This is a genomic window from Hydrogenophaga palleronii NBRC 102513, assembly GCF_001571225.1.
In the GTDB taxonomy this organism is placed as follows: domain Bacteria; phylum Pseudomonadota; class Gammaproteobacteria; order Burkholderiales; family Burkholderiaceae_C; genus Hydrogenophaga; species Hydrogenophaga palleronii.
On the sequence record NZ_BCTJ01000014.1, the window covers coordinates 90695 to 115669 of the forward strand.

Below are 24975 nucleotides of genomic sequence, written 5' to 3' on the forward strand. Positions count from 1 at the left end.
CAGCCATGCAGCCCGCCCTTTCCTGGCCGGAAGACGATCCGTCTCCGGCTTTTTCACCCCTTCGCCCGGCCGCGCCTCCTGCGGTTGGCATGCCTGCGGCCGTGGCCGCTGCGCTGTGGCGGGGCGATCAGCTGGGTGCGCCGGTGTCGGCTGTGTGGCCGAGCGGTTTTGCTGCGCTGGACGCGCAGTTGCCTGGTGGTGGCTGGCCCGGCCATGGGTTGAGCGAAATCCTCACGCCGCACAGCGGCGCCCTGGAGTGGCGCCTGCTCGCGCCGGCGCTGCGCCCGATCTGTGCCGCCGGGCAGCCGGTGGTGGTGATCGGCCCGCCGCTGTCGCCGCATCTGCCGGGCCTGCGTTTTGAAGGCATCGACGAACGCCAGCTGGTCTGGGTGCAGGCCGACACGCCAGCCGAGCGCCTGTGGTCGGCCGAGCAACTCATCAAGGCGCAGGCCTGCGGTGCGCTCGTGGCCTGGCTGCCGCGCGCGCGGGCCGAGCAGATCCGCCGCTTGCAGGTGCTGGCGGCGGGTTTTGACGCGCCGGTGTTCGTGTGCCGGCCCAGCCGCGCGCTGAGCGAGTCGTCGGCCGCGCCGCTGCGCGTGGTGGCCTCGGTGGGGGTTAACTGGGAACTGCACGTGCGCATTGCCAAGCGCAAAGGGCCGCCGCTGGACGACACCCTGCGCCTGGCCTCGGTGCCGGGCAGCCTGGCGTCCGTCCTTCCGCTGCGGCTGCGCCAGCCCGGGCGCTGGATGCCACGCGAAGAGATTCAACAACATGTTGTGGACAGCCCTCCTGCCCAGCCCGTGCGCCGGCACAGCAGCGCCCACTGACGCCGCGCCGCCGCAGCGCGCGCTGGCCACCTGGGCGCTGCAGTTCACGCCCCGGGTGGCGTTGGCCGACGAAGCCGTGCTGATGGAGGTGGCGGCCAGCGTGCGCCTGTTCGGCGGCCGGCGTGCCCTGCGCGACCGCGTGTGGAGCGAGGGCCGGGAACTCGGCGTGGCGCGGCTGGCCTGGGCGCCCAACGGCCTGGCCGCGCTGGCGCTGGCGCGCGCCGGCATCGAGAACGGCTTGCGCCGCCCGCTGGAGGCCTTGCTCGACACCTTGCCGATGGAGACCTTGAGCGCCGTGCACCCGCACCGCCTCACGCTCGAACACATCGGCTGCCGTACGCTGGGCGACGTGCGCGCGCTGCCGCGTGGCGGCGTCGCCCGGCGCTTTGACGCGCAACTGCTGCAGGCGTTGGACCGGGCCTACGGCCACGCGCCCGAGGCGCACGACTGGGTGGCGCTGCCCGAGGTGTTCGAGGAGCGGCTCGAACTCATGGCGCGCGTGGAGCAGGCGCCGGCCCTGCTGTTCGGCGCGCGGCGCCTGCTGCTCGTGCTCAGCGGCTGGCTGGCGGCGCGGCGCGCGGGTGTCACCGCGTTCACGCTGTACTGGGCGCACGACGCGATGCGTTCGCGCGCGGCGGGCGAGGGCGGCGAAATCACCATCCACACGGCCGAACCCACGCGCGACATCGAACACCTCAGCCGCCTGCTGGGCGAGCACCTGGGGCGGGTGGCATTGAAAGCGCCCGTGGGCGACCTGCGGCTGGTGGCCACCGAGGTGCGGCCGCTGCACGACGTGAGCGCCTCGCTGCTGCCCGACACCGTGCGCCAGGGCGAGAAGCTCGGCCTGGTGCTGGAGCGCCTGGCCGCGCGGCTGGGGCCGCAGCGCGTGTTGCGCCCGGTGCTGTGCGAAGACCACCGCCCCGAAGGCATGTGCCAGTGGCAGGCAGCCACGCTGCCGCTGCCGCGCAAGGGCGCGCCCGGCACCGAGCTGCCCCAGCCCGGCTTCCTGCGGCCGGTGCCGCTGCGCCTGCTGGTGCGGGGCGACCACCCGATCTACCACGGCCGCCTGATGCTGCTGCTCGGGCCCCAGCGCGTGGAAGGCGGCTGGTGGGACCGCAGTGGCAACGGCGAAGACCACGCGCGCAACGTGGCACGCGATTACTGGGTGGCCCTGTCCGCCGAAGCCGGCGTGCTGTGGGTGTTCCAGACCCGGCTGGACGGCGCGCCCGCCTGGTTCCTGCATGGGCATTTCGCATGAACAGGAAAAGCACCCCCGCCGCGCTGCACGCTACCCCCTCAAGGGGGCGGCACCAGAGGCCCGGCAGAGCCGGGTCTTCGGTGCCTCTTGATGGCGCTGTCTCATGCGTTGATGAGCGTGCTTCGGCACCGTGGCGGCCATGAACACCGCTGCCGGATTGCCCGACTACGCCGAGCTGCGTTGTCTCTCCAACTTCAGCTTCCTGCGCGGCGCCAGCCACCCCGAAGAACTGGTGGAGCGGGCCGTTGAACTCGGCTACCGCGCGCTGGCGCTGGTGGACGAATGCTCGCTGGCCGGCGTGGTGCGCGCGCACGTGGCGGCGAAGAAGCACAAATTTCCCTTGCTCATCGGCAGCCAGTTCCGCGTGCGTTGCGACGCGCCTTTCACCCTGGTCGTGCTCGCCTGCAACCTCAACGGTTACGGCAACCTCTGCGAGTTCATCACGCGCCTGCGCCGTGCCTCGCCCAAGAAAGGCACCTACCGCCTCACCCTCGACGGTATCGACGCCGAAGCCCTGGCCGACTGCGTGGTGATCGCCGTGCCCGACATCGCCTGCGACCAGGACCAGATGGACACCATCGCCCGCTGGCTGCTGTGGCACTTCAGGGGCCGTTGCTGGCTGGGTGTGGAGCAGCTCTGCCGCTTCGATGACGAGATGCGTCTGCACCGCCTGCGCCAGAGCAGCGGGCTCACCGCCGTGCCGCTGGTGGCCGTGGGCGACGTGCAGATGCATGTGCGCTCGCGCAAACCGTTGCACGACGTGCTCACCGCCATCCGCATCGGCAAGCCGCTCACCGAATGCGGCTTCGCGCTGCAACCCAATGCCGAACAGCGCCTGCGCCTGCGTTCCACGCTGGGCAGCCTGTATCCCCCGGAGCTGCTGGCAGAAACGCTCGCGGTGCTTGCGCGCTGCCAGTTCTCGCTCGACGAGTTGCGCTACCAGTACCCGAGCGAGGTGATACCCGAAGGCGAGACGCCGCAGAGTTACCTGCGCCGATTGACCGAGGAGGGCGCCAGGCAGAAATGGCCGGGCGGTATCAGCGAGAAGATCGCGCAGCAGATCGAACACGAACTCGAACTCATCGCCTTCAAGCAATACGAGCACTACTTCCTGACGGTGTACGACATCGTCGCCTTTGCCCGCTCGCAACACATCCTGTGCCAGGGCCGGGGCTCGGCCGCCAACAGCGTGGTTTGTTATTGCCTGGGCATCACCGCCGTGAACCCAGACCTCACCGGCCTGCTGTTCGAGCGTTTCATCTCACGCGAGCGCGACGAGCCACCCGACATCGACGTGGACTTTGAACACGAGCGGCGCGAAGACGTCATCCAGTACCTCTACAAAAAATACGGCCGCGAACGCGCCGCGCTCACCGCCACCGTCATCAGCTACCGCCCACGCAGCGCCCTGCGCGACGTGGGCAAGGTGCTGGGCTTTGAAGAAGGCGCGCTGGTTGCGCTGGCCAAACAATCGCGCTGGTGGAACGGCCATGGCATTGCCACGGAACGCCTGGTGGAAGCCGGCCTGGACCCCGAGCAACTCCAGGTGCGCCAGCTGCTGGAACTCACCTCCACGCTGATGGGTTTCCCGCGCCACCTCTCGCAGCACACCGGCGGTTTCGTGCTCACGCAGTTGCCACTCTCGCGCCTGGTGCCGATTGAAAACGCCAGCATGCAAGACCGCACCGTCATCGAATGGGACAAGGACGATCTCGACGCACTCGGCCTGCTCAAGGTGGACGTGCTCGCGCTGGGCATGCTCACCGCGCTGCGCAAGGCCATGGCGCTGATCGGCCAGAAAGAAGGCCGCAAGTTCACTCTGGAAGACGCGACCCCGAACGACCAGCCCACCTACGACATGATCTGCGCCGCCGACACCGTGGGCGTGTTCCAGATCGAGAGCCGCGCGCAGATGAGCATGCTGCCGCGCCTGCGGCCACGTTGTTATTACGACCTCGTGATCGAAGTGGCGCTGGTGCGGCCCGGGCCCATCCAGGGTGGTGCCGTGCATCCGTACCTTGACCGGCGGCAAGGCAAAGTGCCGGTGAGCTACCCCGGCCCGAACAACGGCAAAGCCTTGAGGCAAGCGCTCGGCCGCACCATGGGCGTGCCCATTTTTCAGGAGCAGTGCATGCAGATCGCCGTGCTCGCCGCCGGTTTCACGCCCGGTGAGTCCGACCAGTTGCGCCGCGCCATGGCCGCCTGGAAACGGCACGGCAACGTGCAGAAGTACGAAGAGCGGCTGGTGAAAGGCATGACCGATCGCGGCTACGAACTCGACTTTGCCCAGAGCATCTTTGAACAGATCAAAGGCTTCTCCAGCTACGGCTTCCCCGAAAGCCACGCCGCCAGTTTTGCGCTGTTGGTCTACGTGAGCAGCTGGATCAAATGCCATCACCCGGCCGAGTTCCTCACCGCACTGCTCAACAGCCAACCCATGGGTTTCTACACGCCCAGCCAGCTGGTGCAAGACGCAAAACGCCACGGCGTCGTCGTGCACCCGGTGGACGTGCAACACAGCGAGCACGACAGCACGCTTGAACCCGATGGCGCCGTGCGCCTCGGCCTGCACCTCGTCAGCGGCATCCGCCAGGACAGCGCCAAACGCATCGTGGCCGCGCGCGCACAACAACCCCTGCGCAACACGCAAGACCTCGCCCGCCGCGCCGGCCTGGACCAGCCACAGATGAAAGCCCTTGCCGCCGCCGATGCCCTGATGGGCCTGAGCGGCCACCGCCGCCAGCAGGTGTGGGACGCCGCCGCACTGCGCACCGCACCCGCGCTGTTGAAAAGCGCGCCGGTGGACGAAGCCCCGCTGGCCCTGCCCACCGCACCCGAAGGCGAAGCCATCGTGTGGGACTACGCCAGCACCGGCCTCACCCTGCGCCGCCACCCGCTGGCCCTGCTGCGCGAAGAACTCAGCAAGCGAAGGCTCATGACCGCCGAACAACTCAAAGACGCACCCGACGGCCGCCTGGTGCGCCACTGCGGCATCGTCACCCTGCGCCAGCAACCCGGCACGGCATCGGGCGTGGTGTTCGTGAGCCTGGAAGACGAAACCGGGGTGGTGCAGGTGATCGTGTGGAAACGCATCCGCGAACGCCAGCGCGCCGTGCTTACCGGCTCACGCTTGCTGGCGGTGTATGGAAAGTGGCAGCGCGACGGCGAGGTGAGAAACCTGATCGCGGGGCATCTGGTGGATATGACGCCGCTGCTCAATGGGTTGTCGACGGTTAGTCGGGATTTTCATTGAGTGGACGAGCTCACTCGGATGTAACGGCGCAATTACGCTCTGCGAGTTTTCGGGAGCGATCCCGTGGAATTTTTCGAGGAGGCTTCAGTCGTGGCTAAAGATTGCCAATCTGCTAGTTAGAGAGAACTAGGGAAGCGCTTCACAACTCCGAGCAACAGCTCTACCGCTAAAGGCGCGGGATCGGCACGATGCTGGGCATGACGCTGAAAAACTTTGGACTGGTTTGGACCGTCCCTGGTCCGGTAGAACCCCCCGCCCCTGCTTCTGAACCTGTTCCCCACACTTTGCTTCACTACCCATGAAGCCGTGAACTCAAGTAACCTCTCGCCTTCATGCAAAACTCTTCTTTGGCCCTCATGAATTTTTTCCGTTTTGTCTTCGCACTTCTGCTCGCCCTGGGAATTTCCGGTTGTGCGACAACCCTGCCAAAAATTGACCGTATTGCCGAGGCCAAGAAATTGATTGCAGTTCAGGACTGGGCAGGCGCTTACAAGATGCTGGAGCCGGCGTTGGCTACCAATGACTTCGATGTGGTGGCCCAAGGCGTGCAGTTGGTGGCGAACAACCCTCCAATAATGAAGCTGGCAGATGAGTTCTTCGAGTATCAGAAGCTCAAGGCCTATATGGTCTCCATCGGACCGCAGAATGGCCGAGACTTCGCCAACATCAAACTGGAGTCCTATCGGCGAATTGCCACAGTGGCGAACACAGCTCAAGCTAGGCTAAACATTGACAAGGCCTTCTTGAGCTTCGAGGAAGAAAGCCGTGCGGCAATCATTAGGCGGGAGTTGATGCTCAAAGAAGCGGCAGCCCGCGCACGAATCACTTGTGCGGACACACTTGAATGCAGCAAGATGTTCTCGCTTACCCAAATCTATATTGACCAAAAGGCAACGATGAAGGTGCAGGCAGCCAACGACACCATCATTGAGACCTATAACCCAACAGATTCGATGGGCATTGGTATGAAGGCTCTCAAGTATCCGTCGCGCGGAACCTCGGGAGAGATCGTGCTGAGCGCGAATTGCAAGATCGATGAGAAGCAAGGGGACAAAGCACTGGAGGCCTCTCTGGATCTTTGCACTGTCAGGAAAGCCACAATCTACGATGGCTTCGTGCCGTTCGTGCGCGCTAACCTAGTCAACTAAGGACCATTTGTACAAATCTGGCGGAACTTGCTGAGCCAAGTAGGACCACGCCGATTTGGCGTGCAGTTCCAGTCTTGGGCGCCCCCAGCGCAAGGCCTCACAACAATGGGCTTGACGTCTTAGCCAAGGCAGCCGTCAGACGGCAATCCGGGCAACAGTCCCCGCATGCTCACGCAGGAGATACAGCAGCCCGCCACCATCAATTAACTCAATCGGCTTATCTTTTGAAAAGTTGTACGCATCGGGACCATAGCCGCTGGTGCAGACCAAGATGCCTTTGTTCGCGCCTTCGTTGAGCATGGTTCCGTACAAATCGCGAACGGCGCTCACGCCCACCGTGTCTCGATAGCGTTTGGCCTGAATGACAACTTTGCCACCCAGCACTGGTCGGGTGTCGAAGGCGATGGCATCCACGCCACCATCCTTTGAACTGCGTGTGAGCTTGGTGTCCAGACCCATCCTGCTGAACAGATTGGAGACGAGCACCTCAAAGTCTGACGGTGTGAGCTCCATGAGGTTCGGGCGCGTTTCAAGCGCGGACAGGGCATCACCTTGCTCGATGAAACGTCTGTCCACCATGTCGAATTCGACGATGGGTTTGACCGCCTGCAACTCATCGGGACGATTGGACACCTGGGCACCGAGGTTTCGCAGGCAAGCAACCTTCTCAACCTTCTCCAGCCGCAGGGTCAGAAACTCCGCCTTCGACGAACGCACCGATACAACAGCCACCCTCACATCTCTACCGCTCGCTGGGTCATGCGTGTCCACCATGCCATTGAACGTGGCCAGTGCAAGTGCGTCGGCTTGATCGGCCTCAAACAGTTCGTGGAGCGTTCGAAGAGCGATTGAGGCAACGATGTCCTGGTACAGCTGTTTGATCTCTGTCGGCTTTCTGCTTTTTGCCTCGATGGAGTCTTTGGTTTTGACGTACCGGTACTCCGCCTGCTGCGGAATGACCTGTACCTCCGGCAGGTCGTACTCCACGATCAATTCCGACGAATCGGACCTGTAAGCGATGCGGAATTTCTGAGGGAACCCTTCCGTGGGGTACTCTGATCGCGCCAGCACCATTTCGCTATAGGCAACGACGGCGTCCGGTTCCTTCGCGCGGTAGGCTGCCTGGAACTCGTCGACCTCGGCGTTTCGGCGCCTGAGCTCCGTCTCGAACAGGCTTTTGCGCTGGTCGTACTCCGCCTTGAGTTTTGCAAACTTCTCTCGCTTGGCGGCTTCGGCCTGGTTGAAGCGCGCGACTTCCGACTGGTGATCGCTGCCCGCCTTGGCCAGCGCAGCGGCATGCCTCTTTGTTGCTCCGGGAATCAGTTTACGCAGCCCAGACGGTGTGGGCATTTTTGGCGCGAGTGGGGCGCGGCCTGGTGCCAGTTCCGGTGGTGGTTTGAATGCTTCGAAGCTCGCCGGTGGTCGCAGGACATTGAAGTCGATCAGGTCGTCTTGCGAGAGCGTATGCGCGAGGATACCTTGCAGCTCCTCCAGCCTATCTTGCAGTTCGGCGTTCAGGTCATCGACCTCACCTTGGCGATCAACCAAGTACTGGGCCTTTGCTGCCTTCTGTGCAGCACGATCGTCTCTGTTCTGTTGCGCCAGCGCCATGCGCTGATGACGTTCGATCTGGCGTGCCTGGGTCAATTGCGCTCGAATGCCCCGTTGACGTTCACGCTCTGCAGCTGCTATCGCGCGTCCCGTAGCACGCAGAAATCCCTCAAAGCCGCTTCTTCGTCCCATGATGAGTTCCCCGTCGTTTGTCTTTTTCGCTTCTAGGTGGGTTGCTATTCGCTTCCCGACGTTGTCTCGGAGATTTCAGTGTCAGTTTGGACTGCCCACGTTTTCAATTTCTCGAGTCCCTCTGCATCCTGCGGTAAAGCCGGAGCATCCCCAAAAGACGTTCCCCGATTTAGCACCTCGCTTCGCTACGCGCTGGACCATCGCTTTGCCGCAGCGTGGACATGAAGGTTCTGCCGCTATCGATGCACTCGGTTTGGTGACAGAGGGAGATGCAGAAGGCGTCAGCTTCCGTTGATCTGATGCGGGAGGTAACGGCTGGATCTCAGGCACCCTGACAACTGGTGCCACCTGAGCCGGTTTGGGTTGCATGAAATCCGGCAGCGCCAACAGATCGGCCGGGCGATGCTGGCGAACGAGTTTCTTGGCCCAGTCTTGAATGGTGTCGAGTCCTCGCAGATTCGCCATGAGCTTCAACGTTTCGCCGAATGTTCCTTCCTTGTCGACAAACTGCTTGTGCCACGAAGGAAACTGATCGGCCTTGATCACGTTTGTCGTATCGAAGGTCTTGGGCGCCGGGCGCTTGATGATGGACTTTGGGTGTAGCAGCACGACATGGAAGAAGCTCATCTCGCTACCGATGCGGTTACCGATACCAAGCTGTTTGAGCAGGCGCTGCAGGATGCGAGCGTGTCGCTCGCTCTGTTCGATGGGTGATGGAATGCCGAAACGCACGTCGTCGTATTGAGCCGTGAACTCACCGTGCTCGTTGATGGCCAAGTCACCCGAGTAGTTCTTGGTTTCAAACAAATAGATGCCGAAACCGCGATTGATCACCATGTGATCGATCTGCGCTACGTCACCATCCACGACGAAGCGCAAGTCATGCAGTACCACATGGTTGGATCCGTTCCTGAAGTACTGATCCAAGTAGTACGCGGAATCCTTTTCGCCTTGGATGCCCTTGCGCAGCCGCGTGAGTTCTTCACGCAACCATTTCTGCTGAGACGCACTGAGAAGGGTGGAACGCTGAAGTTCTTCCAGAAGGGCCAGGCGTTTCGATTTGTCGTCGGCTGTCTTGAGCAGCATGTCTGTCTCCTTTCGCGCGGAGTATTCATGCGGCGTTGCACGTGCGGGCGGTGGAATCGACCAGCGGTGCCGTCAAGCGAATCAAACCGTCCACTTTCTCACGCTTGCTATTCGATATGCCTCGTCAACCCTCGAACGAACGACCACGCTCTGGAAGAGGCTGGTGATCAGGCGTCTTTAGCCAACAGCGTGTCGGTGATGACCTTCCAGTGTTCCTCACTCACCGGCGTGATAGACAACCGATTCCTCCGCTGCAGCACCACCATCTCCGCCAGCTCTGGCGCGCCGCGCAACTCGGGCAGGCCGATCAGCCGTGTCTTGCGCAGGGCCTGCACGTCGAGCAGCAGCCAGCGCGGTGCGTCGGGTTTGGAGGCGGCGTCGAAGTAGGGCGACTTGGCGTCGAACTGCGTGGGGTCTGGTCGCGTGCTTGATGCCACGCGCGCAATGCCGGCGATGCCGGGTTGTGGGCAGCTGGAGTGGTAGAACAGCACGCCGTCGCCGATGCGCATGGCGTCGCGCATGAAGTTGCGGGCCTGGTAGTTGCGCACGCCGGTCCAGGGCACGGAGGCCTTTGGTGCGGCCAGGGCGTCGTCGATCGAGCACTCGTCGGGCTCGGATTTCATCAACCAGTATTGGGGCGCGGTGCTCATTGCGCCATTCTGCGGGCAAGGCCTGCCGCGCGCAACGGCGCGGCACCGTACCGCGGTGTTTACTGCAGGGCGGCGGGCGGTGCCACCAGGCCCATTTCGGCGCTGCCGATAAGGGCTTCGATGTCGGTCAGGATCAGCATGCGTTCGCCCACGCTGGCGATGCCGGTGATGAAGCCGGCGTCGAGCGTGGTGGTGATTTGCGGCGCGGCCTTGATCATGTCCTTGCCGAGTTCGATCACGTCGCACACCGAGTCGACCACCAGGCCCACCACGCGCCCGTGCACGCTGAGCACGATCACCACGGTGAAGCCGTTGTATTCGACCTTCTCGCAACCCAGCTTGATGCGCATGTCCACCACCGGCACGATCACGCCGCGCAGGTTGACCACGCCCTTGATGAAGTCGGGCGTGTTGGCGATGCGGGTGGGCTCTTCGTAAGAGCGGATTTCCTGCACGCGCAGGATGTCGATGCCGTATTCCTCCGCACCCAGGCGAAAGCTCAAAAACTCGCCGGCCTGGGCGATGGTGGGAGCAGGGCGGCGGGCGGCCGGGGCGACGGAAGTGGCGGTGTGCTGGGCGTCCATGGGGCGGTCCAAGAAAAGGAGAAGGGGCTTTGATCCTTCCTCCTTATCGGCCACCCGACCACGTTCTTGAGCGGCCTGCCATGCCAGCGTGGGCGGCGGGCTGCCCGCCACCGCGGGCTTACACCAGCGCTCGCTCCTGCACCGGTGCGGCCATGCCCACGGCCATGCGGTTCCAGGCGTTGATCTGTGCGATGCACCAGGACAGTTCGACGATTTCCTGGTCGCTGAACTGTGCCTTCAACAGCTCGAAGTCTGTATCGCGGCAGCCGTGGTACTCCACCATCCGCGTCATGGTTTCGGCCCAGTTGAGGGCGGCGCGCTCGCGGGCGCTGTACAGGCCTGTCTCGCGCCAGGTTGACAGGCTGTTGATGCGTTGCCAGGTTTCCTCGTGCTTGCGCAGGTCGCGCACGTGCAGGTCAACGCAGAAGGCGCAGCCGTTGAGCTGCGACACGCGGGTCTTCACGAGTTCCATGAGGATGGGGCCCAGCGAAGAGACCGCGATGCTGGCGCCGGTGGCGGCCATGGCCTGGTAGCTCTTGGGCGCGATCTCGATCCAGGGAAGTCGGGGGTGTTGGTTCATGTTGGTCCTTCAGGGTTGGTTGGGTGTCACAGCCCTGAAGACGTTCAAGGCCGCGTATGTGTGACAGCCAGCTCGCGGCCCAGCGCGGCGGCGATGCGCGCGAGCTTGTCCGGGTTGCGCTGCACGTGCACGCGCTGGATGCGTTCGCCGTCGGTCACGAACGACTGCGCCGATTCCAGGCCACCGTGGATGAAGCGCAGCAGGCCCCACTGGCCGTTGAGCACCACCACCTCGTAACGCACCGCGTCGCCGAAGCGCCGGTGCATGGCACAGAACAGCTGGCCGATGCGCCGGTCGCCCATGATGGGCACGCCGAAGCTGGGCACCTTGCCGCCGCCGTCGCCGATCAGTTGCGCGTCTTCTGCCAGCAGGGCCCGCAGCGCGCCGAGCTGGCCGCTGCTGGCCGCATCGGCAAAACCGCGCAGCAGGCGCAGCTGTGCATCGCGCGGCACGCTGTGGCGCGGCCGGTCGTCCTGCAGCTGGGCCTTGGCGCGGTGCACGATCTGGCGGCAGGCGCTCTCGGTCTTGCCCAGGGCCTGGGCCACCTCGCCGTAGTCGGCGTCGAACACCTCGCGCAGCAGAAAGGCCGCGCGCGCCTCGGGCGCCAGGCGTTCGAGCAGGGCCAGAAAAGCCACCGACACGTCGTCGGCGCGCTCCAGCATCTGCTCGGGCGTGGGTGGTGAGCCGGACAGCTCGGGCTCGGGCAGCCAGGTGCCGACGTAGTGCTCGCGTTGTTGCTTGGCGCTGCGCAGGCGGTCGATTGCCAGCCGGGTCGTCACGGTCACCAGCCAGGCTTCGCTGCTGTCGAGCGCGTCGTGCGGCGCCTTGTGCCAGCGCAGCCAGGCGTCCTGCACCACGTCTTCGGCTTCGGCGGGCGAGCCCAGCATGCGGTAGGCAATGCCCTGCAGGCGCGGGCGCAGGCGGTTGAAGGTGCTGATGGGGTCGTTGTTCATGCAGGCCAGACGCGTGACACGCCCGGTTTGTGACAGGCCGGACGCCTCAGTGCAGCTTGACCAGCGGCGTCGCACGCTTCACCAGGAAGCGCGCCACCGCCAGCACCCCCGTGCGCAGGGTGCCGAGCACGGCCTGGTGGTGCATCAGGTGCAGGCTCACGTACATGGTGCGGGCCAGCAGCCCTTGCACATACCAGGTGGATCGGAACAGGTTGCCCATGAGGTTGCCAACCGAGTTCTGCGTGCCGATCGACACCAGCGAGCCGTGGTCTTTGTAGACGTAGGGCTGGCTCGGCACCGCCTGGTCCATGGCGCGGCGCGTCAGCACCTTCACCAGGTAGCTGGCCTGCTGGTGCGCGGCCTGCGCGCGCGGTGGCACCCAGCCGCCGTCGGCGGTGGGGCAGGCGGCGCAGTCGCCCAGTGCGTAGATGTCGGTCTGTTCTTTCACGAGCAGGTTGCTGCCAACTTCGAGCAGACCCGAGCGGGTGGTGGGCAGGCCCAGCGTGCCCAGCACGTCGGGCGCCTTGATGCCGGCGGCCCACACCACCAGGTCGGCGGCGAACACGCGGCCGGTGGCGTCTTCCACCTGCTCGGGCGTGATGCGCGCCACGCGGCAACCGGTCTCGACAGTCACCTGGCGTTCGCGCAGCAACTGCGCGGCCGCGCTGGACACTTTTTCGGGCAGCGGCGCGAGGATGCGGTCTGCGCCTTCCAGCAGGGTGATCTGCACGTCGCGGTGCGGGTCGAGGCGGCGAAAGCCGTAGCGTGAGTGCACCACGCTGGCCTCGCGCAACTCGGCCGCCAGCTCCACGCCGGTGGCGCCGCCGCCGATGATGACGATGCGCACCTGGCCCTCGGCCCCGGCGCTCTTGCGCAACTCGGCGGCGGTGAGCAGCTTGAGCATGCGCAGGCGGAAGTGTTCGGCGTCGGCCGGTCGGTTGAGCGACAGCGTGTGCTCGGCCGCACCCGGCACGTTGAAGTGGTTGGCGGTGCTGCCGACCGAGATCACCAACTGGTCAAACGGCAGCACGCGCGCGGGCACCAGTTCTTCGCCGGTGTCGTCCAGCGCCGCTGCCACCTGCAGCTGTTTGGCCGCGAGGTCGATGCCGGTCATGGCGCCGAAGCAGAAGGTGAAGCGGTTGTCGTGCGCCAGCATCTGGTACGACAGGCCTTCCTGGTGAATGTCCAGCGTGCCGGCGGCCACCTCGTGCAGCGAGGGCTTCCAGATGTGGAACAGCTGCTGGTCCACCAGGGTGACCTGCGCGGCCCCCAGCTTGCGGCCCAGTTTGCAGGCCAGCTCCAGGCCGCCTGCGCCGCCCCCCACGATCACGATCCGGTGTTGCATGCGTCGAACTCCCGTTGAAGAACTGGCGTCCACTGTAGACGACGCGCAGACGCTCGCGCCGCGATGCCCTCAGTCTTGCGCCTGTGGCTGTGCTTGCACCTGTGGCTTGCGCGAGCCGTGGCGGTGGGAGTAGATCCAGGTGAACTCGGCGCCCAGCAGGAAGATCTGCGCCGAGTAGTACACCCACAGCAGCAGCACCACGAGCGAGGCCGCGGCGCCAAAGGGCGAGGCCACGCCGCTGCGGCCGATGTACAGGCCGATGAGGAATTTGCCGATGGTGAACAGCAAGGCGGTCAACGCGGCGCCGACCAGCACGTCCGACCACGGCACCTTGGCGCGTGGCAGCCACTTGTAGATCATGCCGAACAGGGCAGTCATGCTCAGGAAGCTCAGCGCCCAGTCCACCAGGTTGGCGGCCATGGCCATGTTGCCGAACCAGGGCGCCCACCACTTGCCCAGGGCGGCCAGCGCGGCACTGGCCACCAGCGAGACCATGAGCAGGAAGCCCACGCCCAGCACCACACCGGCCGACAGCAGCCGCGAGCGCAGAATGGACCAGAAGCCGCCGCGTGGTGCCGGCAGGTCTGGCGAGCGCCAGATACGGTCCATCGCGTTCTGCAGTTCACCAAAGACGGTGGTGGCGCCGATCAGCAGCACGCCGACACCGACCACGGTGCCATAGGCGCTGGCGCTCGGTTGGTTCAGGCTCTCCAGCACCGACTGCAGGGTGCGTGCACTGTCCACCCCGACCAGGCCGCTGAGCTGCTCCATGATTTCACCGCGCGCGGCATCTTCCCCGAACAACAGGCCGGCCACCGAAATCACGATGAGCAGCAAGGGTGCAATGGAGAACAGCGTGTAGAACGCCAGCGCCGCACCCATGCTGGGTGCGTAGTCGTCGATCCATGCAGTGAGGGTGTCGCGGATGAGGGACCATACGGTCTTGATCATGAGGATGGCCGATCAAAAGGGGATGGAGGAACGGATAGCACCGTAGCGTCGTGCGGCATTGTGCTCTGTTCGCCTGCACACGCCGGGGGCGGGTGGCGATGGGCCTCACCCGGCGCGGCCATCCTGTCGAGCACGCGCCGCCCGCCTTGCACCTGCGGGCGCCATTCCCTAACGTGCAGCGCGCGGGCCGGTCACCTCACAATGCCAGCGGTCGTGCCGCACGATGTGGCCCGAGGCCTCAAGCTGGCGCAGCGAACGCGCGATGGTTTCGCGCGTGGTCGAGAGCAGGGCCGCCAGCGCCACGTGGCTGGGCAGGCGGATCGTGCGGTTGCCCTGCTCGCGGGCGTACAGCTGCAGGGCGGCCAGGAGTTTCTGCTGCAGGCCCTTGATGCGCATCACGCGCGACCAGTCCGCCAGCTGGCCGTGTGAACCCACGATGTGCTGCTGGATGCAGGCATGGAATTGCCGATCCGCCACACCCAGGCGGTAGAAGTCGGGCACTTCAACGCTGCACATCCGGCCCGCCGAAAGGGCTTGCGCCCCGATCTGTTCCCGGTGTCCGTAGACCGCATAGCCGCCCAGGGTCTTGCCCCGGCCGAGCAGGGCCACTGGGTGCGACTCGCCCTGGTCGTCCCGCCGGGTGGCCATCACGGCGCCGATCTTGATGGTGGAGATGCGTCGGGCCATCTCGCCTTCGGTCTGCAGCGTGTCGCCCTTGGCGAAGGTGGACTCTTCGATGCAGGGCGCCAGCAGCTCGCGGGAGGCCTCCGGCAGAGACCCCATCACGCACATCGGTTGCGTGGCGCAGTGGCCGCAGCGCGATCGACATCGGGAGGCAGACGATGGTTTCATGCAGGGGTTTGAAATGTAAGTAACTGTTCCTACCTAGTAGACGCGAAAAGACGCGAAATGCCTCCGGTGGAAACGCGAGCTGCGTCACATCCGTTGCAGATTCCTGTTTTCCTGCTGCAGTTTTTGAGGTGGGTCAAACCGCTTGTGTGTCGAAATAAGGACACATGCGGTCCCTTGAGGCCCGTGGCGTGCACAACCACCTTCGTGAGAGCGAAACATCTGCCCATGCGAAACAACCAGCCGGTGACGGAACGGGAATACGAGTTCGACGAACACAGCACCCTGCTGTCAACGACCGACACGCAGAGCCACATCGTCCATGCCAACGCGGCGTTCGTCGAGGTCAGCGGTTTTACGACCGAGGAGCTCATCGGCCAGCCCCACAACCTGGTGCGCCACCCCGACATGCCGGCGCCGGCCTTCGCCGACATGTGGGCGACCCTGGGGCAGGGCATGCCTTGGTCGGCCCTGGTGAAGAACCGGCGCAAGAACGGTGACCACTACTGGGTGCGGGCGAATGCCGCGCCGGTGATGCGCGAGGGCGTGCTCACGGGCTACCTCTCGGTGCGCACCAAGCCGTCACGCGAGGAGGTGCTGGGCGCGGAAGCGCTGTACCGCCGGTTCACCGAAGGCCGGGCGCGCGGGTGGCGCTTCTTCCGTGGCCTGGTGGTGCGCCGCGGTCCGCTGGCCTGGTTGTCGTGGGGCCGGTGGTTGGGCGTGGGCGCGCGCATCCGCCTGGCACTGTTGCTGCCGGGCGTGGGCATGGTGGCTGCGCTGGCGGCGTCCGGGCTGCCTCGCGATCAGCTGGCGGGCATGGCGCTGCTGCTGGCCGCGCTGCTCGCGCTGGCGGCCGTGTGGCTGCAGCGCCAGCTGGTGATGCCCTTGCGGCTGGTGCTGCGGCAGGCCCAGCGTGTGGCCAGCGGGCATGCGGGTGGGCTGGTCACGCTGAACCGGGTGGACGAGATCGGCATGCTGTTGCTCACCGTGAACCAGTCGGCGCTGAACCTGCGCTCGCTGCTGGCGGACATGTCGTCGCAGGCGGCGGGCGTGTCGGTAGCGAGCGGCGAGATCGCGCAGGGCAACGACGACCTGAGCAGCCGCACCGAGCAGACGGCGTCGCACCTGCAGCACACTGCTTCTTCGATGCAGCAACTGGTGGCCACCATGCGCGAGAACGCGAGCGCCGCGCACGACGCCGCCGCGCTGGCGCGCAAGGCCAGTGAAGCGGCGAGCTCGGGCGGCGAGGCCATGCGGGCCATGGCAAGCACCATGGAGCAGATCACGCGATCGAGCCATCGCATCGCCGAGTTCGTGGAGATCGTTGACGGCATCGCCTTCCAGACCAACATCCTGGCGCTCAATGCCGCGGTGGAGGCCGCCCGGGCGGGTGAGCAGGGGCGCGGTTTCGCGGTGGTTTCCACCGAGGTGCGCACGCTGGCACAGCGCAGCGCGGGCGCGGCCCGGGAGATCAGGGAGTTGATCGAGGGCAGCCTCGCGGGCATCCGCGACGGTGTGGCCCAGGTCGAAGCCACCGGGTCGAGGATGGACGAGATCGTCGCGCAGGTGAACGACCTCACGGGGTTGATCGCCTCGGTCAATGCCGCTTCGGTGCGGCAGACGGCCGAGATCGAACAGCTCAACGGCGCGGTCGGGCTGCTCGACGAGATGACGCAGCAGAACGCCGCGCTGGTGGAGCAGAGTGCCGCGGCGGCCAACGCACTGAACCACCAGTCACAGAGCATGAAGAACGCCGTGGGCATCTTTGCCTGAGGAGCCCGGCATGTCATCGACTCCCTTGCCCGCCGCCGAAGATGTGCTGCGGCGTCTCCAGATGCTGGAGATGATCGTGGAAAACACATCGAACATGGTGGTGGTGACCGACGCGGCGCGGCGCATCATCTGGGTCAACGCCGCGTATTCGCGCATCACCGGCTGGACGCTGGACGAATGCGTGGGCCGCCGCCCGGCCGAGCTGCTGCATGGCCCGAAGACCAGCGCCGAAGCACTGGCACGCCTGGCCGCCCTGGTGCGGCAGACGCAGTCCGTGCGCGACTTCGAGCTGCTGAACTACAAGCGCTCGGGCGAGCCCTACTGGGTGTCGCTGAACATCCAGCCGATCCTGGATGCGACGGGCCGGCTGAGCAGCTACGTGTCGATCCAGACCGACATCACCGAACGCAAGAAGCGGGAACTGCTGACCGCCGACCTGCAGGAGCGCCTGGAGCAGGCACAGCGGCTGGCGCGCCTGGGCCGCATCGAGCACGACGTGGACACCGGCCGCTCGCGCTGGACGTCGGAGATCTACCGCATTCTCGGCCGCGAGCGCGACGACGAGGCGCATGGCGCGCAAGCGTTCATGGACCAGGCGCACCCGCTGGACAGGCCGATGCTGCAGGCCGCGCTGAACGAGGCGCTGCGCATGGGCGCGGAGATCGACGTCGAGTTCCGCGTGGTCACCACCAGCGGCGCGCTGCGCTGGGTGCGCTGCCGGGGCGTGCCCCACCAGGGCCCCGGGGGCTTTGAGCTGCCGCACACCTTCTCGGTGCAGGAGGTCACGCTCTACAAGAACCTGATCGAGCAACGCCACCGGCGCAACGAAGACCTGAACCAGCAGGTGCAGATGCGCACGCGCCAGCTGGAAGAGGCCTACGGCTCACTGGAAGAGTTTTCCTACGCGCTCTCGCACGACCTGCGCACGCCGCTGCGCCACATTGCCGGTTTTGCCGAACTGCTCAAGGAGGAGGTGAGCGCAGGAGGTGCGCAGGGCAGCCTGCCGTATTGCGACAAGATCATTCGTGCCGCGGTGCAGATGCGCCATCTCATCGACGGCATGTTGTCGTTCGCGCGCCTGGGACGCAAGGGCATGACGTTGCAGGAGGTCGACGTGGCCGCGCTGGTGGACGAGGTGGTGGCGACATTGGCGATCGACGCGGGCCTGAAGAAGCTGCGCTGGCGCATTCAGCCGGGCCTGCCCAAGGTGCAGGGCGACGGGGTGTTGCTGCGCGAGGTGTGGGCCAACCTGCTGGACAACGCGGTGAAGTACGCGTCGCACCGGGACACCATCGAGGTGGAGGTGGGTTGGCGCGCCGTGCCGGAGGGCACCGAGTTCCACGTGCGCGACAACGGCGTGGGCTTCGAGCCGGGCCAGGCCGAGCGCCTGTTCGGCATGTTCCAGCGCCTGCATGCCGACCCCCGGTTCGAGGGCGCGGGCATCGGCCTGGCGTTGGTGCGCCGCATCGTGGAACACCATGGCGGTCGCATCTGGGCCGATGCGCGCCCCGACCAGGGCGCGACCTTTTACGTGTTCCTGCCCGCGCAGGTGGAGCAAACCGCCAGCGAAGAGGGCGCCCCCCGGGAAGAAGGCGAGCCGCACTGCGACGGTTGACTCACATCCACAGCGCGCGCCAGGCCAGGCGCGGCAGGTCTGTCTTGTGCAAGGTGTGGCGGTGCTGCCAGCTGCGGTATTGCAGCGCGGCAATGCCGTCGAGGATGCGCAGCCCGCCTTGCACCACCAGGCGCAGTTCCCAGCCGGCGCGCCCCGGCACGCGGTGCACCAGCGGTGCGCCCTGTTGCATCAGGCCGCGCGCGTGGGCGCACAGCTCGGCCACCACGGCCTGCATGGCCGCGGTGCGCTCGGTGCGGTTCGCCTCGAAGTCGGCCACCGTGACCGTGTGGCGCTGCAGCACGTCGGCCGGCAGATAACAACGGCCACGGGGCAGGTCTTCACCGATGTCCTGCCAGAAGTTGATCAGCTGCAGTGCGCTGCAGATCTGGTCGCTCTGGCGCAGCGCGGCGTCGTTGTGCACGCCGTACAGGTGCAGCAGCAGGCGGCCCACCGGGTTCGCGGACAAGCTGCAATAGGCCAGCAGTTCAGCGGTGTCGGCATAGCGGTGGCCGCTGGCGGTGTGGCGCACGTCCTGCTCGAAGGCGCTCAGCAGGTCGTGCAGAAGGCGGCCGGGCAGGGCGTGGCGCTGCACGGCGGCACCCAGTGCCGTGAAGATGCCGGCCCAGTGCGCGGCAGCGCCGTCGAGCACGGGGTTCGCCGGTTGCTCGATGCAGCGCTGCAGCGCGGCGCGGTAGTCGGCCAGCTCGGCCAGGCGTTGCTCGGGCGTGGCCTGGCCCTCGTCGGCGATGTCGTCGGCGGCGCGGGCGAAGTGGTAGATGGCGGCCACCGCGGGGCGCAGCGCGGGTGGGCACAGCCAGGACGCGACCGGAAAATTTTCATAGTGCCCGACGCCCGAACCCAGCGGCGTGGCGCCGTCAGCAGAGGGGGTGGAGGCGCTTGCCATGAGGAAAAAAGGCCATTTTTTTGATCTACAATTTTGATTACTAACCGGTCAGTCATTAACGCGTGGCGCTTTCAATGGTCATGCAACCCGTGTTTTCACACACCTGCCATCGCCTGCCGCCATGAACACACCGCATTTTGTCCTGATCCTGAGTGCAGCCCTGGCGCTGGCTGCCTGCTCCCGCGCCCCGGCGCCTGCGGAGCCGGTGCGCTCGGTCAAGCTGATGACGGTGGGCACCGGCCACGTGGCGGCCCGCAGCGAATACGCCGGCGAGGTGCGCGCACGGGTCGAGTCGCGCATGGGCTTCCGCGTGGGCGGCAAGCTGGTGCAGCGCCCGGCCGAGGTCGGGCAGCGGGTGAAGGCGGGGCAGTTGCTGGCGCAGCTGGATGCGCAAGACCTCGCACTCTCCAGCCAGGCGGCCCAGGCCCAGGTGAGCGCGGCGCAGACGCAGCGCGATTTGAACGCGGCCGACCTCAAGCGTTACCAGGACCTGCAGGCGCAGGGCTTCGTGAGCGGTGCCGAGATCGAGCGCCGCCAGGCCAGCCTGAAGGCGGCCGAGGCCACGCTGCGCCAGGCCAAGGCCCAAGGTGCAGTGCAGGGCAACCAGGCCGCTTATGCGCGCCTGCTGGCCGACGGCCCCGGCGTGGTGCTGGCGGTGGAGGCCGAGGTGGGCCAGGTGGTGGGCGCCGGCACGCCTGTGGTGCGGCTGGCGCGCGATGGCGCACGCGACGTGGTGATTGCCGTGCCCGAAGACCGCGTGGCGCAGATCAAACCCGGCATGCCGGCGCGGGTGCGGCTGTGGGCCGGTGCCGGTGCGACGTCGAGTGCGGCTTCCGGTGCCGCACCGCTGACGGCCAGCGTGCGCGAGGTGGCGGCCAGTGCCGACGCGGCCACGCGGACGTACCAGGTCAAGCTGTCCCTGCCCGATCAGGCTGCGGTGCCACTGGGTGCCACCGCTTATGTGACGCTGGGTGACGCGGCCGAGGCCGTCGCGGTGATCAAGCTGCCGACCAGCGCGCTGATGCGCTCGGAAGAGGGCGACCGCAAGGGCTCGGCCGTGTGGGTGTTCGACGCGGCCAACGGCACGGTGCAGCCGCGCCCGGTGCAGGTGGCCGGTGCCGACGGCAACGAGATGGTGATTTCCGCCGGCTTGCAGCCCGGCGAGGAAGTGGTGGCCACCGGGGTGCATGTGCTCTCGCCGGGCCAGAAGGTGACGCGCTTCAACGCCGCAACCACGCATTGAGGCCGGCCATGCACGACGCCGCCTCCACCGCTGCCGCCGGCGAACCCAGGACCTGGGTTTCGCGTTTCAACCTCTCGCAATGGGCGCTGGACCACCAGGCCTTCACGCGCTATCTGATGATCGTGCTGATGCTGCTGGGCGTGGCGGCCTACTTTCAGCTCGGCCAGGACGAAGACCCGCCGTTCACCTTTCGTGCCATGGTGGTGCGCGCCTACTGGCCCGGTGCCGACGCGCAGCAGGTGGCCGAACAGGTGGCCGACCGCATCGAGCGCACGCTGCAGGAAGTGCCCTACGCGGACAAGATCCGCAGCTACTCCAAGCCGGGTGAGACGCTGATCATCTTCCAGCTCAAGGACTCTTCGCCGGCGGCCGAGGTGCCGCAGATCTGGTACACGGCGCGCAAGAAGGTGGGCGACATGCGCGGCACGCTGCCGCAAGGCGTGGTGGGGCCGTTCTTCAACGACGAGTTCGGCGACGTGTACGGCGTGATCTACGCGCTGCAGGGCGAGGGCTTCACGCCGGCAGAGAAGAAGACCGTGGCCGACGAGGTGCGCCAGCGCCTGCTGCGTGTGCGCGACGTGAGCAAGGTGGAACTCTTTGGCGTGCAGGACGAGAAGCTCTACATCGAGATCTCGCAGAAGCGCCTGGCCACGCTGGGCCTGAATCTGCAGCAGGTGCTGGATGCGCTGGGCCAGCAGAACGCGGTGGAATCCGCCGGTGCGGTGCAGACGCCGCAGGACGTGGTGCAGGTGCGCGTGGCCGGCGCCTTCAATTCGGTGGAGCAGTTACGCGCCATGCCGATCCGCGCCGGCAACGGCACGCAGATCCGCCTGGGCGACATCGCACAGATCGGCCTGGGCTATGTGGACCCGGCGCAGGTACTGGTGCGCCACGACGGCAAGGACAGCATCGCCCTGGGCATCTCCATGGCCAAGGGCGGCGACATCATCAACCTTGGCAAGGCCCTCAAGACCACCGTGGCCGAGATCGAGGCCACGCTGCCGGCGGGCATGACGCTGGCGCAGGTGCAGGACCAGCCGAGCGCGGTGACGAGCTCGGTCAATGAGTTCGTGAAGGTGCTCATCGAGGCCGTGGTGATCGTGCTCGCGGTGAGCTTCCTGGCGCTGGGCCTGCACCGGCGCCCGGGCGGTACCGGCTTGCGGCGCTACGTGCTGGACGTGCGGCCCGGCCTGGTGGTGTTCATCACCATTCCGCTGGTGCTGGCGATCACCTTCCTGGCCATGAACTACTGGGGCATCGGCCTGCACAAGATTTCGCTGGGCTCGCTCATCATCGCGCTCGGCCTGCTGGTGGACGACGCCATCATCGCGGTGGAGATGATGGTACGCAAACTGGAAGAGGGCTTCAGCATGGTGCGCGCGGCCACCTTCACCTGGGAAGCCACCGCCATGCCCATGCTCACTGGCACGCTGATCACGGCGGCGGGCTTCCTGCCCATCGGCCTGGCGAACTCCGTCACGGGTGAGTACACCTTTGCCATCTTCGCGGTGACGGTGCTCGCGCTCGTCATCTCATGGGTGGTGGCGGTGCTGTTCGTGCCCTACCTGGGCTTCGTGCTGCTCAAGGTGAAGCCGCATGCCGAGGGTGAGCCGCACGAGGTATTCGACGGCCCGTTCTACGTGCGCTTCCGCGCCGTGGTGGACTGGTGCGTGCAGCACCGCTGGCTGACCATTGGCGCCACCATCCTGACCTTCGTGCTCGGCATCGCCGGCATGGGCAAGGTGCAGCAGCAGTTTTTCCCCGATTCGAGCCGCCCCGAAATCCTGGTCGACATCTGGTTGCCCGAGGGCAGCAGCATGCAGGCCATGGACGAGGTGACGCGCCGTGTGGAAGACCGCATGGCAAAAGAAACCGGCGTGCGCAGCGTGACGACCTGGGTGGGTTCGGGCGTGCCGCGTTTCTACCTGCCGCTGGACCAGATCTTCCCGCAGACCAACGTGTCGCAGATGATCGTGCTGCCGACAGACCTGAAGACGCGCGAGACCCTGCGCCATGAACTGCCGGCCGTGCTGGCGACCGAGTTCCCCGAGGTGCGTGGGCGCGTGAAGCTGCTGCCCAACGGACCACCCGTGCCGTACCCGGTGCAGTTCCGCGTGGTCGGCACCGACCCGCAGGTGCTGCGCGGCCTGGCCGACGAGGTGAAGCAGGTGATGCGCGAGAGCCCGAACATGCGCGGCGTGAACGACAACTGGAACGAGTCGGTGAAACGCCTGCGGCTGGAGGTGGACCAGGCCAAGGCGCGCGCGCTGGGCGTGTCGAGCCAGTCGATTGCGCAGGCGGCGCGCACGCTGCTGTCGGGCTCCACGGTGGGCCAGTACCGCGAGGGGGACAAGCTGATCGACATCGTGCTGCGCCAGCCGCTGGACGAGCGCGACGCCATCACCAGCCTGGCCAACGCCTACCTGCCCACGGCCAGCGGCCAGGCGATTCCGCTGATGCAGATTGCCAGGCCGGTGTTCGACTGGGAGCCCGGCGTGCTCTGGCGCGAGAACCGCGACTACGCGATCACGGTGCAGGGCGATGTGGTGGACGGCATGCAGGGCGCCACGGTGACGGCCGAGCTGCAACCCGCGCTGAAGAAGATCAGCGAGAGCTGGGCGTCGCGCGGCCTGAGCGCGTACCACATCGAGGTGGCGGGCGCGGTGGAAGAGAGCAGCAAGGGCTCGGCCTCCATCGTGGTCGGTGTGCCGCTGATGCTGTTCATCGTGTTCACGCTGCTGATGTTGCAGCTGCAGAGCTTCAGCCGCTCGATGCTGGTGTTCCTCACCGGCCCGCTGGGCATGGCGGGTGTGGCGGCGGCGCTGCTGCTGTTGAACCGGCCGTTCGGCTTCGTGGCGCTGCTGGGCGTGATCGCCTTGATGGGCATGATCCAGCGCAACTCGGTGATCCTGATCGACCAGATCGAGCAGGACCGGGCGCGCGGTGTGCCGACATGGAACGCGATCGTGGAAGCCGCCGTGCGGCGCATGCGCCCCATCGTGTTGACGGCGGCGGCTGCCGTGCTGGCGATGATTCCCTTGTCGCGTAGCGTGTTCTGGGGGCCGATGGCGGTGGCGATCATGGGCGGCCTGATCGTGGCCACCGTGCTGACCCTGTTGGCCTTGCCGGCGATGTATGCGGCGTGGTTCCGGGTGAAGCGGCCGGCTTGAGTTTCACCGCTCTCTGAGACCTCGCGGGCGCATGGGGGCCGGCACACTGCTCCGCGACTGTTCCCCGGACCGGCGTCGCCGATGACCGATCCAGCCGGCGAAAACACATCGTCAACAATAGGCCATGCGCCTACGACACATCGAAGTCTTCAACGCGGTGATGCTCACCGGCAGCGTGAGCGCCGCCGCCCGCATGATCAACGTCACGCAGCCTGCGGTGAGCCGCACTTTGCAGCACGCCGAAATCCAGCTCGGCTTTCCGCTGTTTCAGCGCGTGGGCGGTCGCTTGCGGCCCACCGAAGAAGCGCAGACCCTGTACCCCCACATCGAGCGCCTCTTCACCCAGCTCGATGAAGTGCAGCGTCTCTCCGCCAGCCTGAAGGCCGGGCGTGGCAAGGGTGAGCTGCGCGTGCTCACCGTGCTGGCCCTCAGCTACGAAGTGTTCCCGCGCGCCATGCGCCTGTTCCGCGAGAAACACCCCGCCGTGCGTGTGCACCACCAGGCCCTGCATTCGCCGCAAATCATCTCGTCGCTGGTGCTGCAGGAGGCCGACGTGGGCTACGTGTTCAGCGCCGTCTCGCACCCCACGCTGGTGCAGGAGCAGCTCGCCGAGCGCCAGGTGGTCTGCGTGGTGCCCAAGGGCATGTTGACCGCGCGCCAGGTGCGGGCCGGCACCATCAGCTTCGCCCAGCTCTCGAAGCTGCCCGTGATCGCGCTCGACGGCCGCGACCCACTCGGCCTGCTGCTGGCCCACACCGTGCGCGACAGCGGCGCCGGCCTGAACGAGGTGATGACGGTGCAGACCTACCACGTGGCGCTGGCGCTCGCGCACCACGGCGTCGGCGTGGCCATGGTGGAGGCCTTCACCGCGGCCTCGGCCGACCCGGCCAAGGTGGATGTGCTCAAGCTCGAGCCCGCCGTGCCCACCACCGTGCACATGCTGCGGCCCGCCGCGCGGCCGAACTCGCTGGTCGCCCGTGCCTTCACGCGTTGCATGCAGCAGGCTTTGCAGGAGCTTGGGGAGTAAGTCGAAGCACCCCCTG

General features: G+C 66.2%; 19 protein-coding genes. 9 read left to right on the forward strand and 10 right to left on the reverse strand.

Features of this window, described 5'->3' with window-relative positions:
* The first annotated feature begins 89 nt into the window (after nt 1-89).
* From imuA to HPA01S_RS11985, 4 genes are all read left to right on the forward strand, one after another.
* Nucleotides 90-827: a translesion DNA synthesis-associated protein ImuA gene (gene imuA, locus HPA01S_RS11970; protein ID WP_245638634.1), complete on the forward strand. Its 738-nt coding sequence runs from the start codon at nt 90-92 to the stop codon at nt 825-827.
* Complete coding sequence (locus HPA01S_RS11975) at nt 772-2085, forward strand: Y-family DNA polymerase (protein ID WP_066270206.1); 1314 nt, start codon at nt 772-774, stop codon at nt 2083-2085. Before imuA ends, HPA01S_RS11975 begins: the two co-directional genes overlap by 56 nt.
* A gap of 139 nt (nt 2086-2224) precedes the next feature.
* Nucleotides 2225-5338 (forward strand): error-prone DNA polymerase, encoded by a 3114-nt coding sequence (locus HPA01S_RS11980; protein ID WP_066270207.1) that lies wholly within the window; start codon nt 2225-2227, stop codon nt 5336-5338.
* Between the two features lie 332 nt (nt 5339-5670).
* Nucleotides 5671-6486 (forward strand): hypothetical protein, encoded by an 816-nt coding sequence (locus tag HPA01S_RS11985; protein ID WP_157084991.1) that lies wholly within the window; start codon nt 5671-5673, stop codon nt 6484-6486.
* A 135-nt stretch (nt 6487-6621) separates the two neighbouring features.
* Here the strand turns inward: HPA01S_RS11985 and HPA01S_RS11990 are convergent, their stop codons facing one another.
* The 9 genes from HPA01S_RS11990 to HPA01S_RS12030 all read right to left on the reverse strand — a co-directional run bounded on the left by HPA01S_RS11990 (nt 6622) and on the right by HPA01S_RS12030 (nt 15230).
* On the reverse strand, nt 6622-8229 hold the full coding sequence (locus tag HPA01S_RS11990; protein ID WP_066270211.1) for a restriction endonuclease: 1608 nt from the start codon (nt 8227-8229) through the stop codon (nt 6622-6624).
* Between the two features lie 81 nt (nt 8230-8310).
* Nucleotides 8311-9315: a nuclease-related domain-containing protein gene (locus tag HPA01S_RS11995; protein ID WP_066270213.1), complete on the reverse strand. Its 1005-nt coding sequence runs from the start codon at nt 9313-9315 to the stop codon at nt 8311-8313.
* A gap of 167 nt (nt 9316-9482) precedes the next feature.
* Nucleotides 9483-9965 carry an EVE domain-containing protein gene (locus tag HPA01S_RS12000; protein ID WP_066270216.1) on the reverse strand — a complete coding sequence of 161 codons (483 nt, stop codon included), beginning with the start codon at nt 9963-9965 and terminating at the stop codon, nt 9483-9485.
* A gap of 59 nt (nt 9966-10024) precedes the next feature.
* Nucleotides 10025-10549 carry a chemotaxis protein CheW gene (locus tag HPA01S_RS12005; protein WP_084360646.1) on the reverse strand — a complete coding sequence of 175 codons (525 nt, stop codon included), beginning with the start codon at nt 10547-10549 and terminating at the stop codon, nt 10025-10027.
* A gap of 118 nt (nt 10550-10667) precedes the next feature.
* Complete coding sequence (locus HPA01S_RS12010; protein WP_066270217.1) at nt 10668-11129, reverse strand: carboxymuconolactone decarboxylase family protein; 462 nt, start codon at nt 11127-11129, stop codon at nt 10668-10670.
* Nucleotides 11130-11173: 44 nt separating this feature from the next.
* Entirely contained in the window at nt 11174-12082 is a 909-nt protein-coding gene (locus HPA01S_RS12015) for an RNA polymerase sigma-70 factor (RefSeq protein WP_066270218.1), read from the reverse strand.
* A 46-nt stretch (nt 12083-12128) separates the two neighbouring features.
* Nucleotides 12129-13427, reverse strand: coding sequence for an NAD(P)/FAD-dependent oxidoreductase (locus HPA01S_RS12020; RefSeq protein WP_066270219.1), 1299 nt, complete (start codon nt 13425-13427; stop codon nt 12129-12131).
* A 69-nt stretch (nt 13428-13496) separates the two neighbouring features.
* Nucleotides 13497-14378 carry a YihY/virulence factor BrkB family protein gene (locus HPA01S_RS12025; RefSeq protein WP_066270221.1) on the reverse strand — a complete coding sequence of 294 codons (882 nt, stop codon included), beginning with the start codon at nt 14376-14378 and terminating at the stop codon, nt 13497-13499.
* A 168-nt stretch (nt 14379-14546) separates the two neighbouring features.
* Nucleotides 14547-15230, reverse strand: coding sequence for a Crp/Fnr family transcriptional regulator (locus tag HPA01S_RS12030; protein WP_157084992.1), 684 nt, complete (start codon nt 15228-15230; stop codon nt 14547-14549).
* 225 nt (nt 15231-15455) lie between these two features.
* Between HPA01S_RS12030 and HPA01S_RS12035 the strand changes: the two genes are divergently transcribed.
* Together HPA01S_RS12035 and HPA01S_RS12040 are read left to right on the forward strand one after the other, a co-directional pair.
* Nucleotides 15456-17000: a methyl-accepting chemotaxis protein gene (locus HPA01S_RS12035; protein WP_066270225.1), complete on the forward strand. Its 1545-nt coding sequence runs from the start codon at nt 15456-15458 to the stop codon at nt 16998-17000.
* 10 nt (nt 17001-17010) lie between these two features.
* Nucleotides 17011-18615, forward strand: a complete 1605-nt coding sequence (locus HPA01S_RS12040; protein ID WP_084360647.1) for a sensor histidine kinase — start codon at nt 17011-17013, stop codon at nt 18613-18615.
* A 1-nt stretch (nt 18616) separates the two neighbouring features.
* On the opposite strand, the gene hpnC is transcribed toward HPA01S_RS12040, so the two are convergent.
* The gene (gene hpnC, locus HPA01S_RS12045; RefSeq protein WP_066270228.1) at nt 18617-19519 is read right to left on the reverse strand and encodes a squalene synthase HpnC; all 903 of its coding nucleotides are present in this window, start codon (nt 19517-19519) and stop codon (nt 18617-18619) included.
* Between the two features lie 121 nt (nt 19520-19640).
* Here hpnC and HPA01S_RS12050 point away from each other — a divergent pair, with 121 nt between their 5' ends.
* From HPA01S_RS12050 to HPA01S_RS12060, 3 genes are all read left to right on the forward strand, one after another.
* The gene (locus HPA01S_RS12050; protein ID WP_066270231.1) at nt 19641-20762 is read left to right on the forward strand and encodes an efflux RND transporter periplasmic adaptor subunit; all 1122 of its coding nucleotides are present in this window, start codon (nt 19641-19643) and stop codon (nt 20760-20762) included.
* A gap of 8 nt (nt 20763-20770) precedes the next feature.
* On the forward strand, nt 20771-23932 hold the full coding sequence (locus HPA01S_RS12055; protein WP_066270232.1) for an efflux RND transporter permease subunit: 3162 nt from the start codon (nt 20771-20773) through the stop codon (nt 23930-23932).
* 124 nt (nt 23933-24056) lie between these two features.
* A complete protein-coding gene (locus tag HPA01S_RS12060; protein ID WP_066270234.1) occupies nt 24057-24959 on the forward strand; it encodes a LysR family transcriptional regulator in 903 nt (300 codons plus the stop codon).
* Nucleotides 24960-24975: the final 16 nt, after the last annotated feature.